Source organism: Pseudovibrio sp. Ad37 (genome assembly GCF_001623075.1).
Classification (GTDB): domain Bacteria; phylum Pseudomonadota; class Alphaproteobacteria; order Rhizobiales; family Stappiaceae; genus Pseudovibrio.
This window is the reverse complement of the sequence record NZ_LMCF01000022.1, coordinates 87,982-102,205: the sequence shown is the minus strand read 5'-3', so window position 1 is coordinate 102,205 and position 14,224 is coordinate 87,982. Positions and strand designations below refer to the sequence as shown.

Annotated in this window: 15 protein-coding genes; 7 read left to right on the top strand and 8 right to left on the bottom strand. The window is 50.4% G+C overall.

The features are described from left to right. A partial coding sequence (locus tag PsAD37_RS27405; RefSeq protein WP_153039681.1) for an IS3 family transposase occupies positions 1-189 on the top strand: 189 nt, incomplete at its 5' end. Between the two features lies 1 nt (position 190). Here PsAD37_RS27405 and PsAD37_RS06305 read toward each other — a convergent pair. From PsAD37_RS06305 to PsAD37_RS06295, 3 genes are all read right to left on the bottom strand, one after another. Next, positions 191-1,447, bottom strand: coding sequence for a hypothetical protein (locus tag PsAD37_RS06305; protein ID WP_063295423.1), 1,257 nt, complete (start codon positions 1,445-1,447; stop codon positions 191-193). 183 nt (positions 1,448-1,630) lie between these two features. Beyond that, positions 1,631-2,611 carry a DUF2332 domain-containing protein gene (locus PsAD37_RS06300; RefSeq protein ID WP_063295422.1) on the bottom strand — a complete coding sequence of 327 codons (981 nt, stop codon included), beginning with the start codon at positions 2,609-2,611 and terminating at the stop codon, positions 1,631-1,633. A 137-nt stretch (positions 2,612-2,748) separates the two neighbouring features. Further along, complete coding sequence (locus PsAD37_RS06295; RefSeq protein ID WP_063295421.1) at positions 2,749-3,678, bottom strand: tyrosine-protein phosphatase; 930 nt, start codon at positions 3,676-3,678, stop codon at positions 2,749-2,751. Between the two features lie 101 nt (positions 3,679-3,779). Between PsAD37_RS06295 and PsAD37_RS06290 the strand changes: the two genes are divergently transcribed. Continuing rightward, positions 3,780-4,673, top strand: a complete 894-nt coding sequence (locus tag PsAD37_RS06290; RefSeq protein ID WP_063295420.1) for a LysR family transcriptional regulator — start codon at positions 3,780-3,782, stop codon at positions 4,671-4,673. Between the two features lie 14 nt (positions 4,674-4,687). On the opposite strand, the gene PsAD37_RS06285 is transcribed toward PsAD37_RS06290, so the two are convergent. Continuing rightward, complete coding sequence (locus PsAD37_RS06285; RefSeq protein ID WP_063295419.1) at positions 4,688-5,593, bottom strand: LysR family transcriptional regulator; 906 nt, start codon at positions 5,591-5,593, stop codon at positions 4,688-4,690. A 95-nt stretch (positions 5,594-5,688) separates the two neighbouring features. Between PsAD37_RS06285 and PsAD37_RS06280 the strand changes: the two genes are divergently transcribed. Both PsAD37_RS06280 and PsAD37_RS06275 read left to right on the top strand, forming a co-directional pair. Continuing rightward, on the top strand, positions 5,689-6,354 hold the full coding sequence (locus PsAD37_RS06280) for a DsbA family protein (RefSeq protein WP_063295418.1): 666 nt from the start codon (positions 5,689-5,691) through the stop codon (positions 6,352-6,354). 15 nt (positions 6,355-6,369) lie between these two features. After that, a complete protein-coding gene (locus tag PsAD37_RS06275) occupies positions 6,370-7,272 on the top strand; it encodes an MBL fold metallo-hydrolase (protein ID WP_063295417.1) in 903 nt (300 codons plus the stop codon). 103 nt (positions 7,273-7,375) lie between these two features. On the opposite strand, the gene PsAD37_RS06270 is transcribed toward PsAD37_RS06275, so the two are convergent. The 3 genes from PsAD37_RS06270 to PsAD37_RS06260 all read right to left on the bottom strand — a co-directional run bounded on the left by PsAD37_RS06270 (position 7,376) and on the right by PsAD37_RS06260 (position 9,921). After that, the gene (locus tag PsAD37_RS06270) at positions 7,376-8,074 is read right to left on the bottom strand and encodes a type 1 glutamine amidotransferase (protein ID WP_063295416.1); all 699 of its coding nucleotides are present in this window, start codon (positions 8,072-8,074) and stop codon (positions 7,376-7,378) included. A 110-nt stretch (positions 8,075-8,184) separates the two neighbouring features. Then, a complete protein-coding gene (locus PsAD37_RS06265) occupies positions 8,185-9,009 on the bottom strand; it encodes an amino acid ABC transporter permease (protein ID WP_063295415.1) in 825 nt (274 codons plus the stop codon). A 114-nt stretch (positions 9,010-9,123) separates the two neighbouring features. Then, positions 9,124-9,921, bottom strand: a complete 798-nt coding sequence (locus PsAD37_RS06260) for a transporter substrate-binding domain-containing protein (RefSeq protein ID WP_208980525.1) — start codon at positions 9,919-9,921, stop codon at positions 9,124-9,126. Between the two features lie 258 nt (positions 9,922-10,179). On the opposite strand from PsAD37_RS06260, the gene PsAD37_RS06255 reads away from it, so the two are divergent. The 3 genes from PsAD37_RS06255 to PsAD37_RS06245 all read left to right on the top strand — a co-directional run bounded on the left by PsAD37_RS06255 (position 10,180) and on the right by PsAD37_RS06245 (position 13,137). Next, on the top strand, positions 10,180-11,364 hold the full coding sequence (locus tag PsAD37_RS06255; protein ID WP_193778223.1) for a Na/Pi symporter: 1,185 nt from the start codon (positions 10,180-10,182) through the stop codon (positions 11,362-11,364). Positions 11,365-11,449: 85 nt separating this feature from the next. Continuing rightward, positions 11,450-12,073, top strand: a complete 624-nt coding sequence (locus PsAD37_RS06250) for a hypothetical protein (RefSeq protein WP_063295431.1) — start codon at positions 11,450-11,452, stop codon at positions 12,071-12,073. A gap of 125 nt (positions 12,074-12,198) precedes the next feature. After that, entirely contained in the window at positions 12,199-13,137 is a 939-nt protein-coding gene (locus PsAD37_RS06245) for a DMT family transporter (protein ID WP_063295413.1), read from the top strand. Between the two features lie 50 nt (positions 13,138-13,187). On the opposite strand, the gene PsAD37_RS06240 is transcribed toward PsAD37_RS06245, so the two are convergent. Next, entirely contained in the window at positions 13,188-14,087 is a 900-nt protein-coding gene (locus tag PsAD37_RS06240; RefSeq protein WP_057463767.1) for a LysR substrate-binding domain-containing protein, read from the bottom strand. Between the last annotated feature and the right edge of the window lie 137 nt (positions 14,088-14,224).

Genomic DNA, 14,224 nt, shown 5'->3' with positions numbered 1-14,224 from the left:
ACCATTAAGTCTGAAATGTTGTGGCGAACTACCTTTCAGACTCGTCAGAAGGCAGAAAAGGCACTTGGCCTTTACATTGAGGGCTTTTACAATCCAATCAGGCGACACTCGTCGTTAGGCTATCAATTGCCAATCGCGTTCGAGAGACAGAAAAGAAATAGTGAGACAGAGGCTCTCCATTTTCTTTAGGTCAGTCCAGCTGTCGCTTATCGTGTTGGTATCTGTCCAGTTCTTTTCTGAGATAACCGTTACGCACATGATCAGGCACATCAAGAAGCTTCTCATTCTCCTCTTGTGTCACGTTGACCATTCGGTCTTTTTTGTCTTTGCGGCCAATGTTGAGCTCACTCATGAGATCATCAGGGCTGGAGACCAGAACGTTTTGCGGTGCTACATCCAGAACCACACCAAAAGCGCCATATACAAAACACTTTTCGTCACTCACAACAGAGGTGCAAATCCCATCTTTATTGTCTAGATATTCGGTTCCCTGAGCTGAAAAGCAGCCTTTTTGATTGATAAAATCATCCATGGAACCAGTACGCACAATAAACTTGAATGGCGCAGCACAACCACCTCGCTTTTGCAGGTCTGGTCTTGCAGCGGGGTCAGTGAAGTTCTCTCGTTCCCAAGTTTCGAGAAAGGCCTTCGTCTTCTCGTCCGGCTCGGCTTTGACCAGCTCAACTTTATGCTCTTGGGACTTTTTTCGCATAAATACTGCGCCGAGTTTGTCGAGTTTGGACACATGTGGACTTTCGCTAGCTCCGACGCCGGTAACTTCGGGCAGAGCGTGCAGCCAATTGACTTCCTTTTGATAGTTCTGAAGCGTTTTATTGAGTTTCTTCAGGATCTTGTTCGCAGAATCCACCTGAAAGTTCTCACAAAGCGTCTCTGCTTCACTGATCAAGCCGTTGGCTTCTTGATCAAGACTGAGGAATTTCTTGTGCCTTTTGCTCGGGATCTTCTTAGCAATGGCAAGGCTATCAACAATAGGTAATTCAATCGCCAGCTGAGCGAGGTCTTCCTTCACCCAGGGGATCTGCGCTTCCAAACCTTTATGGTTGGACTGAGCAACAGCAATGAGCTGCTCCATAGAGGAAACATTCTCTTGAATTTTGGAAAGCCTCGCCTCCGCGTTTTGGGGCTTTCGGCCTTTCAGCTCTTTTCGTGCAGCTGCAATACCCGAGCGTGCAGACTGACCTGCTTTTTTGAAAGGTGAGAAAACAGCGCTTTGGTTCTTGATCAACTCCGTGTTTGCGTACAGAGCATCTGCCGCTTTCTCCATAGAAGCGAGTTTTTCCAGTAGACTTGTAGGAGCGTTCACAACGTCGGCTTGGTGATGTTGTCCGACCTGCTCGCCCCCCTCTTCAGCAAAGGTCAGGTTCAAGTGACGAGCCATGTCGTTGGCCCATTTATGCTCTTGTTTGCTCAGTGTTTGCGGGGGCATCCATCAACTCCAAAGCATGAGTGTTTGCCTCCCACCAACTATTTAATGAGGCGAACACCAGTATTTTTCACGCTTTCAGTAAAGTACTACGCCCTCTCAAACGAATGATTTCCAGAATTTACGTATTTTCCCTCAAACTGGAGCTAAATGCTGTGATGGTGTGCAGAGGCTTTTAGCAAGCCTCTACTCGATCCACTCTACTGACTGCCCGTGCGGCCCAGTCCAGGCACGGGGTGTGCCGTTTTCGCAGAGGAGGAAGCGGCCTGAAGGGCGCGGGCCGGAGACTTTGTCGGCGAGTTGAGGAAGGACACCGGGGGCCTCGTTAGAAATCCAGTGAGCGTTGGAGTTGAGCATCAGATCGACAAAAGCATCCCGCTTGCTCGTGTCTCGGATGTAGTAGAGGACGGCGCTATGGAAGACCACTGATGTAGTGCCTGCTGGGATTTGCTCCAGCAAGGCTGGCAGATCAGCGAGAAGATCTCCTTTAACGAGTTGGATTTTCTGCTGCTTTGCCACTACGGTTGCTTTTTGTAGGCGGTGTAAGCGGTCCTCCTGCCCCGGCCAGATGAGCGTTTGGAGCCATGCTGAGGTGTCCTCATCCTGAAGGTTCAACGGGTTCAACTCCACCCCTGCACGCCAGGCGACTTCTGGTAGTTTGGTTGGCAGAGGGACATTACCAGCCGCCTGGCAATGCAACACTGGTGTATCGGGTGAATTCGTCTCAGGCGCCAGTGTGTGTGCGCCGTTGTTGTAGTCATAGGCATAGCGGTCGGGCAGCAAGCAGAGACCCGCGGACGCACCGACTTCGATCAATGAAAGTGGTTGTGGGAGGCGGGCGAGGAGTGGAAGAAGAACAGCGCAACGGCCAGCTTCGTTGGTCTGCGTGCTGCGCTTCATCATCTCTTGTTTGATGGCAGCGCTATGTCGTTGCAGAATTTCATCCAGCTCTGCCACTTCAGGAATGCGTCCTGTAACCCATCTTATAGCCGCAAAAAGGAGGTTGGGTTGCTGTTTGGCTTCCGGCAAAAGCATCAGGAAATCGTGGAAGATTGGCGAGCCGGCTATATGTGTCGCCCATTCTTCATAAATAGGTGAATTATCTTTGGCTTCATTAGAAGCAAAACCCAAGTATCCACGTTCAATCAATGAGGATAATATAGTCATGAAATTCCCTTTAAAAACATAAGGAAAGTCTAAGCTGGATATGCCTTCTGACGCAAATAAGCCCTTAGTGGAATGGGCCTGAAGAACCTCGTGCCGCCAGCGTTAGAGGAAGGCAGCACGAGGGGTGCTGGGAGGCCTTAGATTGGGTCTGCCAGCAGGTTCTTTTTGATATGGGCCAGTTCCTCGTCAGAAATGCCCAACGCATCGCGGCGATAGTTCTCAAAGCTGCCGTAGTCTTCTTTCATCGCTGCCAGCGCAGCAGTGATCTGCTCTTTGTGAGCACCAAAGGTTGGGCGCAGGGAATGTGGGCCGTTTGCGACCAGTTTGCTGAGTTCATCAAAGGTGTAGAGATTGGTGGTGAGGTAGTCACGCATGACATCTTCCTCGGAAAAGCCGAGAGACAACATCAGTACTGCTGCAACATAACCGGTGCGGTCTTTGCCACCAGCGCAGTGGAACATGAGCGGGTAGTTCTGCTCTTCCAAGAGCACGTGCATGAAACGTGAGATCTGCGGCGTGAACTTGCGGGCGAAGTCCTTATAGCGGTCAATCCGAATGTGGTAGATGTCTATATCGTGGTCTTTGAGAAGCTGGTCAATCTCCTCAAACTTACCACTGAACCAGAGCGGACGGATTTGAGAGGCCACGTCCAGCGGCATGATTTTGGCGATGTCTGCCGGATCTGAACCGATTGGTAGGTTGATGTTAAAATCAACGGAGGAGATATGCTTATTGGGGTGCTTGTCCAACTCATCCAGAGCGCGCAGGTCAATGATGGTTTCGATGCCCAATGCGCTCAACTTTTCCTGATCAGCTTCAGTCAAGTTGTCCAACTGGTCAGAGCGGAAGATCAGCTGAGGCTTCAAAACCGGGCCATCTTTTGAGGTAGTCAGAGACCGGAAGTTCTCCAGTTTCTCGATTGGTTTAATAATCTCGATGGCATCGCAGTTGGATGGAATATCGATTGGCAGTTTGGTCTCACATGGCGCTGATTGTGCCATGGCAAGGCCTGCAGTCATGAGTGAGCCAATCATTGTTGCCGTTGCCAGCCCGATTATTCTTCGCATGGTCAATCCTTTCTGTTCGCAAATTTGGGTGACATAAAGATCAGTTTGATCTATGCAGTAAAGTTGAACTCCATCATAATTTCAGATCATGTTGAGGTTAGATGCCCAGTATTGACCAATCGGAAGCGTTTGTGACTGCCGCGGAGTTAGGATCATTTTCTGCTGCGGCACGGCGGTTGGGTAAGGCACAATCTGCTGTAAGTGCTGCTATTTCCAATTTGGAGATCGACCTCGGATCAAACCTATTTGATCGCAGCAGCTACCGTGCAGAGCTGACAGTTTCCGGCGTTTCATTGCTGGACTATGCAAGATCCATTTTGCAGAGCAGGCAGGACTTGCTTGTGAAGGCGGGCGCCCTTTGTGAGGGAGCGGAAGGCAGCCTCAAAGTCGTGTTTGAATATGGAACTTATGTATCTGAAATTAAAGATGTTTTTCATGATTTCGACAAGCAGTTTCCGAAGGTGGAACTGCACGTTCAGACCGCCTCTTTTGGCGATGTGTTTTCCAGGCTGACGGAAGAGAGCGCTCAACTGGGGATTATCATCGAACGGCACCCTTATAAGGAAGGCTACCACTTCCGCGGACTTGGTTTTGAGCACCGGATTTCAGTTTGCCACAAGGACCATCCTCTGGCGGAGTTGGAAGAAGTCCGACTGGTGGACTTACGGGGATACCGACAGATTATTTCTGAGACAGAGATTGATCGGAACTCACCTGAGTTTTCTCGCCAGAAAGGACCGCATCTGCTGATTACGGACAACCCGCGCGTGGCGCACAATATGGTGCATGGCGGCGTGGGTTGGGCAGAGTTGCCAGCGCAGATGGTGGATGATGAGGTGAAGGCTGGTGAGTTGAAAGAGCTTTCCTATGACTTTCAGCAGAATGCTATTCTCAACAAGGTCTCTCTTGTCTGGGGCAAGCAACAGGCGCAAGCGCCTGCCTGTAAGTGGTTGATCAACCGGATGTGCCAACTGCATCAGAAGACCTGGGTTTAGCGCCAGCGCTCGTCTTAGAATACATCGCGAACTTCTTTGTGCGCCTTTATCAATTCTTCTACAAACACCTTGGTCTTGGCTGGACGAAAGCGGCTGTTTGGGAAGAGCGCGTAAATGCCACCTTCTTTATGGTGCCAGTCGGGCAACACGCGTTGCAAGCGGCCTGATGCCAGATCTTCGCGGATCTGAAAGGATGGGAGGAGACACAGGCCACCGTGACTGAGGGCACATGCATGCGAAGTCAGTGTGTTCCAGACTGTGATTGGCGGGTTTTGGAGCACAAACTGCACCTCCTCCCCTTTATCTGACCGCCATGACACTCCTGCTGGCAGCTTGCAGTGGTAGATCCAGTCTTTATCTTGCAGATCCATTGGTGTTGTGATTGGTCCCATTCCTTCGACATATTGCGGCGATGCCACAGTATATTGCTGAAAATTGCCAATTTTTCTTGCAATAACAGAACTGTCTTCTAACCAACCAACACGAATAGAGACATCTATTTTCTCTTTAAGCTGATCCAGTTTTTCGTCCGTAAAGACCGCATTGACCCTGATTTTTGGATATTTCACCCTCAATCGCATGAGCGCTCTGGCGACGACGCACTGGCCGTAATCTTCTGGCGCTGTGACCGTGAGCAAGCCGCTGGGAATCTCCTGCTCCTGCTGGAGTTCCTGTACCGCACGTTCCGCCTGAGCAAGAATTTCTGCGGCGTTTTCATAAAACCGCTGCCCTGCTTCTGTCATTTGAAGAGAGCGTGTGGTGCGCACCAATAGGGCTGCACCGAGCTCTTCTTCCAGTTTTGCGACTTGGTGACTGACGATGGCTTTTCCCAGACCGAGCTTTTTCGCCGCTGCAGTGAAGGAGCCACTTTCGACGACTTCAACAAAGTGGCGGAGGCGGTTGAGATTGTAGAGGCTCATTTAATTGTCTCTATTTTTCATACAGTATGTCAAAATTATCTGCATTCTACCGATAGTCAAGTTGCCCTAGGTTCCTCTGCAACAAGGAGAAACCTATGACGCACTCATTCCTCTACATCTATGACCCGCTAGGTGGGTGGTGCTACGGTGCAGCTCCCAGACTGACGGATCTGGCCAAGGACTATGAGGTTGAGATGTTACCAGCGGGCCTGTTTAGCGGTGCTGGTGCTCGGCCTCTGGATCGTTCTTTTGCCTCTTATGCATGGGCTTCTGACCAGAAGATTGCAAAGTTGACAGGGCAGACTTTCAGCAGTGCTTATCAAAGTCAGGCCCTGAATGGTGACGGGCAAGCACTAGATTCAACATTTGCGACACTCGCTATGACCGCATACTCGATCGTAGAACCAGCACGAGGGCCAGAGGCGCTGAAACTCATCCAAAAAGCGCGGTATGTGGCTGGTGAAGACATCACTGATCTTTCATTGCTGGTAGGCCTGCTCTCCGGTTCAGACTTTGCAGATGCAGCTGCCCTGCTTCAAAGCCATATGACGTCTGTTGAAGCAGAGACCGCACGGCGTGTTGCTCATGGCCAGATGGTTTTGAACCAGATGGGTGGGCGTGGTGCACCAGCACTTATTGCAGACGCACACGGCGAACGCATGCTGCTGCCCTCTGATCTGCTTTTCGGCTCTCATGAACAGCTAATGGGGGCTTTGAACAGCTTCTCTCACAGCATTCAGCAGGATTTTCCTGCTCTTTAACCCCAAGGAAAACAAATGATTAAATCTCTTGCTCTTGCTGCAAGCCTTGCAGCAACCGCTACTCTTGCGCCTGTTGCAACCTATGCTCAGGATACGACCGCCCTAACTTTTGAGGTCTACAACCCGGGTGATGAAGGTCTTTTCCCTGTTACCTCCACATTGATTGAAGGCCCAAGCGAAGCTGTTCTGGTAGATGCGCAGTTTCAACGCGGTGATGCTCAAAACCTGATTTCAATCATCAAGGAGAGCGGTAAAACACTGACGTCCATTTATATCAGCCATGGTGATCCTGATTACTACTTCGGGTTGGATGTGCTGCGCGCAGCATTTCCTGATGCCAAGATTATTGCCACGCAGCCTACTGTCGAGAAGATCAAAGCCACTATTGAAGGCAAGTTTGCTTTTTGGGGGCCGATCCTGAAAGAAGATGCACCTCAGGATTTGGTCATTCCAGAAGCGATTGGCGGTAACGAGCTCAAAGTGGATGGAACACCAATTGAGATCTTTGGTCTTGAGGGACATGATCCATCTCACACCAGCCTTTGGGTTCCTTCAGAACGCACTGTTCTGGGTGGGGTACTTGTCTTTGACAACTCTCATATCTGGCAGGCTGATAACCCAACATCAGAGAAACGCGAAGACTGGCAGAAGAGCCTTGATGATCTTCTTGCTCTGAATCCGAAACGTGTGATCCCAGGTCATTTTATGGGCAAGACCAACAGCCAGACGGTGGGTTCTATTGCGTTCACAAAAGCCTATATCGCTGCGGTTGAGAAGAATGCAGCTCTTGCGAAAAACTCTGAAGAACTGGTGACATTGATGAAAGCAGAGTTTCCTGCACTGGAAGAGCGCAGAACCAGTGACCTTGCTCTTGGAGCCAAGGTGGTGATGGGCGAGATGAAATGGCCTGCTGAATAATCGAAGGCTTCAAGCCCTCGCAGTTTTCTGCGGGGGCTTTCCTGTCATTGTTTTCTAATTGAGCTTACTCAGGCACAAGTACGTTTCTTTCTACTCGCTCTTCTTACAGCAGAGCAATCCAGCGGCGGGAGATTTCCAGTCCCAACGCGTCGGTTCTTGGGCCGAACTTTGGGCCCTGCTCTTCCAGAATTTCGTTCCAGTGCGGCACCAGTTCGTTGATTGGGCCATGGAAGCAGCCGTTCCAATGGTTCACCTGATCGACAGAGCATTCGAAATGGAACTGGATGGCGTATGTGGCGCGGCCCATTTTGAAGGCCTGATTGGGTGTCATCTCGCTGGATGCCAGATGTACGGCGTCTTTTGGCAGAGTGTAAGTGTCTGTGTGCAGAATGAAGATGTGGTCGTCTTCCTCGAAGGCGGAGATGACGGGATCTTGTTTGCCTTGCTCTGAGACTTGCAGTGGTAGCCAGCCAGCTTCCACCGGATTGCCCAAAATGTTCTCACCGCCGAATGCGCGTGCGATCAACTGGCTCCCGAGGCAGATGCCCATCACTGGTTTATCGGCTTCGTGAAATGCAAGGATCGTGTCACACACATCTTTCAGGAATGGGAACTCTTCATCCGCTCTGGCATGTTGCAAGCCGCCCAGAACAACCAGTCCGTTGAACTTTGAGATGTCAGTGGGAAGCGGATCATTTTGTGTCATGACACGCAGATCAATGGGCATTTTCGCGTGATCCAGCGCCTGTCCCAACAGGCCAAGCGTTACGTTTTCGCAGTTTTCAATAACGAGAACGGTCATTCCAACTTCCTGTCATAAGCAGCTGTGCTTTCTTTGTTGGGCATGCCGCATTTATCATTGTTTTGTAGAAATCCGACCTAAAGCCTCTGTGGGCTTCTTAAGGACGGGTTCTAAGCTTCGTTTTCAAAGGCTCGCTTCATGCGTTGTTCCAAACCGCGAACGACCAGAGACAGCGAGACTGTCATGATGAGGTAGAGATACGCAACCACATTGTAAGTTTCGAAAAACTGAAATGTGGAGGCAGAATAGATTTTGCCAAGCTGGGTGATATCTTGCACACCAAGCACGGAAACCAACGCACTTTCCTTGATGAGTGCGATGAAGTCATTTCCAAGTGGCGGCAGGATGTTCTTGAATGCTTGCGGCCAGATGATGAAGCGGAACGTATGCCATCTGGAAAGGCCAAGTGCCCGGCCTGCTTCCAGTTGACCGTCATCCACGCTCTCAATACCTGCGCGAAAAATCTCCGCAATGAAGGCAGAGTAGCCGATGGATAGTGCAATGATCGCACGCCACAGCATGGAGAGGTCGCGGACACGCAGCTTGTCGACGATCTCCCATTCAATCAACGGCCCCATGATCCAGTTGTAAGCTGCAACCATTTGCGGGGCACCGACAAAAGCAATGTAGAAGAGCAGCACCAACATGGGTACACCGCGCATGATCTCGGTGTAGAACGAGCACAACTCGCGAATGGCACGGTGTTTGGAACCACGCCCTAACGCGATGACGAGCCCTACGATGCTCGCGATGATGAATGAGACAAAGGTGACGAACAGGGTGATGCCAACACCTCTGAGAAGGGTCTCAAAGATCTGGCGATAATCACCATTTGCGGCGATGAGCCAGAGAAAGAAAACTGCGAGAACAAATGATGCGAGCAACCACCATGGAAGCTTGTTCAACCGGGATCTTGTGGCAGAACGCATGCCCATCGCGTTTCCTTTAAATCTCGTTTTTGGATTTCTTGATGAGGTCCAGAAATCTTTTGTAATGCCTTTAATAGAAATGGCGAGCGCCGCCCGCACGCCAAATCAACTAAGCTCTTGTTAGTTCTTGGACTTATAGTCAAAGAACCATTTTTGGTTCAAGGCATCCATAGTGCCGTCTTCGCGCATCGAGTTGAGTGCTGCGTTGATCGGCTCGCGCAGATCAGAACCTGGTGTCAGAATGAAGCCAAAGTCTTCAGAGCCGATTGGACCGCCAACCACTTTAAAGCTGTCTGGCGATGCACCCATGTAGCCTGCTGCTGCAGTTGCATCCATCAGCACCATGTCGACATCATCAGCACGCAATGCCTGAACAGAAGCGCCAAAGGTTTCGAACAGTTGGATGCGCTTGTTATTTTCATCGCCATCCAACACAGCATAAACAGCGGTGTAGAAGTTTGTGGTGCCCGGCTGCGCGCCAACCAACAAGCCTGGATCGTCAGCAAAAGCTTTTGAGTTGTCGAAGCGGTCTTCATTCGCCCGCACCAGCATGAACATCTCGGAGGTCATGTAAGGATCGGTGAAGTCGATCTGCTTTTCACGCTCTTCGTTGATGGTGATACCATCCATGCCCACATCAAACTGACCCTGACGAACAGCTTCAATCATGCTGTCCCATGAGGCCAAGCGCCAGTCGACCTTCATGTTGAGGCGTTTTGCAATTTCATTGAACGCGTCATATTCCCAACCGATGCCTTCACCGGTCTTGGGATCTGCAAAGTTCAAAGGTGTGTATGCATTTTCAGTCACTGCAACAACGGTGCGGCCCTTCAGATCTGGCAGATCCGTAGCGGAAGCTGCTGCTCCGAAACCGACAGATAGAGCAAGAGTTGCTAATGCTAGTTTAAATTTCTTCATCATCGGGTATGTCCCCTCCAAGGAAAATTTGGCCACCACGTAGAAAAATCTGGCAGAATCACACCCGGCAGATGTTGACAGTTAGCCGATCTGTGAGCAATAGGATGCAGGTGATTGACCTGTAAAATACCGTAGTTAGCTTGAGTATTTACCCTGCAAATGCAGAGGCGGTCAACGAAAGCCTTGGTGATTTCCTAGGTTGTGCTACTGGTGTTAGAAGATACGGCTAAATGTCGTGGTGAACTTTTATAGACGGATATGTCGGTGCAAAAAGATCCCCTGAACAACGACGAGCCCTATCTTGAGGATGAGCACCACATGCCACTGGGCATAAGTTTGCTCAACTGGATCTCTGTTGGATTCCTGATCTATTTTCTTCTTTGTGCTGTTGGCCTTATTGAAGCGGGCTTTGTTGCTATTGGTCATCAGACAGCCGAGCAGATTTTTTCCTATGCTACCAATCCAATTGCAGGCGTGCTGGTTGGCGTTCTCACCACATCTTTAGTGCAGAGTTCTTCTGTCACCACGTCCATTGTGGTTGGCTTGGTTGCGGCAGGAATGCCAATCTCCATTGCCATTCCTATTGTGATTGGAGCCAACTTTGGAACGACACTCACCAACACATTCGTAAGCCTTGGCTACGCACGGGACCGTGCAGATTTCCGGCGCGCCTTTAGTGCGGCGACGGTTCACGATGCGTTCAACCTGATTTGCCTGCTGATCTTTCTACCGCTGGAGCTGGCCTTTGGCTTTTTGCAGAAGATTGCTATGGCTGTTGGTGATTTCTTTACGGCGCTCGATCCTGCCGACAATCTGATTACCGCAAACTTCAACTTCGTCAATTATTTAACTGAACCTCTCATTGGAGAAATCCGTGAGCTGGCCTATGGGCTGGCGCAACCGTGGAACGGCCTCGTGATTGCGGCAATTGGTTTTGTGATGATTGTTGTCAGCATCACGTTTGTAAGTCAACTGCTCAAGCTGCTGCTTGCCGGACATGCAAGTCGTCTGGCTGAGACGATGACGTCTGTCGCTCCATCCTCCGGCATTTTCACCGGACTGGTCGCTACTCTGCTGCTGCAGTCTTCTTCAGCAACAACCAGCTTGATTGTTCCGCTGGCGGGTTCCGGCGTTCTGACAACCAAGCAGGTTTATCCGTTCACACTTGGCGCAAATATTGGCACTTGTTTAACGGCAATTCTGGCTGCATTTGCTGTGACTGGTCAGCGAGAGCTGGCGTTTGAGATCGCGATTGTTCATCTGGTTTACAATGTACTGGGTGTTGTGCTGATCTACAGTTTGCCATTCACGCGTTATCTGCCTGTACGCCTTGCTGAGTTTGTTGGTGACTTGGGTGCACGCCGATTTGTGGTGGCTGCGAGCTATGTGGTCGGCATTTTCTTTTTGATCCCCGCTCTTGGCATCTTCCTACTGAGCAGATAACCTAGCTCCAGTCATCTTTCCTTATTGCAGCGCTGTGCTCTTTCGTGTGCCAAAAGCTGCTCTCTATTTACATGAGCTTGTTGTTATGCCTTTGCAAAACCGTGTTGCTCCCAATGGTGAGCTGTGTGCTGTCCCTGCCCGTGGCATGTTCATGGGCAATCGTGGTGGCCGCATTCATGATCCAGAGACGCAGAAACTGACTGGCCGAACGCATGCCTCTCGCAGGTGGCTGTGTTGCTCTACCACCTATAAAGACTGGCACCGCGATGTCTGGGGCAAGTTTTATACGGAACTCTTCTTCTTTGACGAGGTGACTGCGCTGGCAGCAGGCCATCGGCCTTGTTTCTTTTGCCGCAAAGAGGATGCACGGCGCTTTGCTGAGCATTGGAAATGCTGCGAAGGATTAGAGGTGCCGCCAAGTTCTGACGAAATGGATCTGGTTTTGCATTCCCAACGGTGCGGGCACAAGAAATCGCCTGTTTCCCTTCCGCAGATCAATCCGCACGAGGATTGGCCGGAAGGTACTGTGGTTCATTGTGGCGACAGGTTTTATGCTCTGAGGAACCGTAAATGGTGGAGCTGGAGCTTTGAGGGATATACGGCGGCTGACCGAAAGTTACCCGAGGACGTTACTCTTATTACGCCGCCGCAGATCATTGCGATCCTGAGAGATGGCTACAGCCCGAAATGGGGCATCTTTAATCTCTAATACTGACCTATAGACCTCTAAATCATTCGCTTTTCAAATGAATAGATGACGTTTATTCATTTGTTTCATCTCGCGATTTCATGCAGGAAGTTGCTTGGAACACTTTGAATTGGCAGGAATATTTCATGACAAGTGCTAGCGACGTTGATGCAGGCATTGCTATTTCTCAAAAGCCTCAAGCACTTAGTATGTTCGATCTCGCCCTTTATGGCACAACCGTATTTGCGTGGGGTTTCAGCTGGTACGCCTTGAAGTTGCAGGCGGTCATTACCCCTGAGATTGCACTTTTCTGGCGGTTTCTGTTTGCAACAGTCTTAATGTGGGGCTGGGCCATCTTTGGTGGCCATAAGATGGCCTTTCCGCTGCGGGCTCACCTGAGCTTTGCAGGGCTTGGTCTGCTGCTGTTTTCAACCAACTTCCTTTTGTTTTATCATGGCTCACGAGAGCTGCCATCAGGTTTGCTGTCGGTGGTGTTTTCGCTTGCATCCGTGTTCAACATCGTACTTGGCTTCGTTCTGTTCAAACAGAAGGTAAGCCGTGCGCTTGTGGTTGGGGCTGTTCTTGGTTTCTCGGGTATTTGTCTGATGTTTTATCAAGAGATTGCAGGCAGTACCTGGAACATCGCAGCGTTGGGTGGGCTTGGTCTATGTGCTTTGGGGACCTTAAGCTTCTGTTTTGGCAACATCGTTTCTGCACGTGCGACTGCCAAAAAGATCTCGGTTATCTCAGCCAGTGCATGGGGTATGGTGTACGGCACTGTCCTTCTTGGTGTGAACGGCCTGCTACAAGGTGCCAGCTTTGAGGTTCCGTTTACGCCGGAGTTTATCTGGAGCTTCCTTTATATGGTGGTCATCGGTTCCATCGTTGCCTTTGGGGCTTATCTGACATTGCTCGGCCGGATCGGTTCTGCACGCGCAGGCTATGCGACAGTGATGTTCCCGATTGTGGCGCTTGGCGTTTCCACCGCGATGGAAGGTTACACCTGGACTGCAACATCCATTCTTGGCTTGTTGTTTGCTTTGGGTGGGAACTGGATCGTGCTCAGTCGTTCTGCCAAAAAATAAGCCCGGGGTGTTGAACCACCGGACTTAAAGCACTTCAGTAGAGAAGTCGCTTATTCAGCGGCTTCTGTTTCCATTCCGTTATACTCCATCGTGACGTTACCAATGGACGCCACGATGTGATGGCAAAGCGCATCATGAACCGGCTCAATTGCCATTTGAGATCTGATGATGGTGATGTCGCAAGGTGGCAGTGGTGGCAGGCCTTCTTTTTCTCCAAGAATACGCTGTCCCTGACGCAACGCACTGGCTGGCAGGATCGCGATGGCCAGTCCGGCATTCACAGCACCAGCAAGAGCTGCGGCGCTGGCGCTGGTATAAACCACCTGATGCTGAACGTTCAGATGATCAAGCGCAGCAACGCCTGCCTGTCTCCATGAGCAAGTTGTTGGACCAACCGCAAGGCGCAATGGGCGCTGGTCATGGACGATATGCTCACGAGAGCCAATCCATTGAAGAGGCTCACGGCGCACAATCTGTCCCGGCACACTGGTACAGTCACCGCTTGTGACGATTCCCACATCCAGGTCACCCTTTTGGATTCGTCGCCCAATTTCGTTAGAGCTGGAACATTCCACATCCAAATTGATGCAAGGGTTCAGCCGATTAAATGCTGCAAGTACTTGTGGCAACAGTCGTTCTGCGTAGTCATCAGGTAAACCTAACCGGATTCGCCCGGCGATCTCAGGTTCATGAAACGCAGAGAGCGTTTCATCATTTAAAGCAACCATGCGCCGCGCATATTCGACAAGACGTCTTCCGTGTTCTGTTATCCTAGAGTTACGTCCGTCTTTCACAAATATTGGTTGTCCGATACGCTCTTCAAGCTTCTTCATTTGCATGGAAACAGCGGACTGAGTTTTATGTACGGCATCGCCAGCCTTGGTAAAACTTCCCAATTCTGCGACGGCCAGAAATGTTCTCAATTGATCAACATCGATCGAATAAGGCATGGGCTCCCTCCCATTTAACGATGATCAATCAATCACGATCTTGAATGGATTTCAATCGAAAACATTCTCTTGTTTGTCTACAACTTTTCGGTGATATTTGACGCATCGAACGACACCGTTCCCTCTTTTTTTAACCC

Bases quoted from the DNA above. Each gene is read 5' to 3' on its own strand.
- PsAD37_RS06290 (WP_063295420.1), top strand. From the start codon at position 3,780: ATGCCCAGTATTGACCAATCGGAAGCGTTTGTGACTGCCGCGGAGTTA.
- PsAD37_RS06285 (WP_063295419.1), bottom strand. From the start codon at position 5,593: ATGAGCCTCTACAATCTCAACCGCCTCCGCCACTTTGTTGAAGTCGTC.
- PsAD37_RS06255 (WP_193778223.1), top strand. From the start codon at position 10,180: ATGTCGGTGCAAAAAGATCCCCTGAACAACGACGAGCCCTATCTTGAG.
- PsAD37_RS06245 (WP_063295413.1), top strand. From the start codon at position 12,199: ATGACAAGTGCTAGCGACGTTGATGCAGGCATTGCTATTTCTCAAAAG.
- PsAD37_RS06260 (WP_208980525.1), bottom strand. From the start codon at position 9,921: ATGAAGAAATTTAAACTAGCATTAGCAACTCTTGCTCTATCTGTCGGT.
- PsAD37_RS06270 (WP_063295416.1), bottom strand. From the start codon at position 8,074: ATGACCGTTCTCGTTATTGAAAACTGCGAAAACGTAACGCTTGGCCTG.
- PsAD37_RS06300 (WP_063295422.1), bottom strand. From the start codon at position 2,611: ATGACTATATTATCCTCATTGATTGAACGTGGATACTTGGGTTTTGCT.
- PsAD37_RS06295 (WP_063295421.1), bottom strand. From the start codon at position 3,678: ATGCGAAGAATAATCGGGCTGGCAACGGCAACAATGATTGGCTCACTC.
- PsAD37_RS06275 (WP_063295417.1), top strand. From the start codon at position 6,370: ATGATTAAATCTCTTGCTCTTGCTGCAAGCCTTGCAGCAACCGCTACT.
- PsAD37_RS06305 (WP_063295423.1), bottom strand. From the start codon at position 1,447: ATGCCCCCGCAAACACTGAGCAAACAAGAGCATAAATGGGCCAACGAC.
- PsAD37_RS06240 (WP_057463767.1), bottom strand. From the start codon at position 14,087: ATGCCTTATTCGATCGATGTTGATCAATTGAGAACATTTCTGGCCGTC.
- PsAD37_RS06250 (WP_063295431.1), top strand. From the start codon at position 11,450: ATGCCTTTGCAAAACCGTGTTGCTCCCAATGGTGAGCTGTGTGCTGTC.
- PsAD37_RS06265 (WP_063295415.1), bottom strand. From the start codon at position 9,009: ATGGGCATGCGTTCTGCCACAAGATCCCGGTTGAACAAGCTTCCATGG.
- PsAD37_RS06280 (WP_063295418.1), top strand. From the start codon at position 5,689: ATGACGCACTCATTCCTCTACATCTATGACCCGCTAGGTGGGTGGTGC.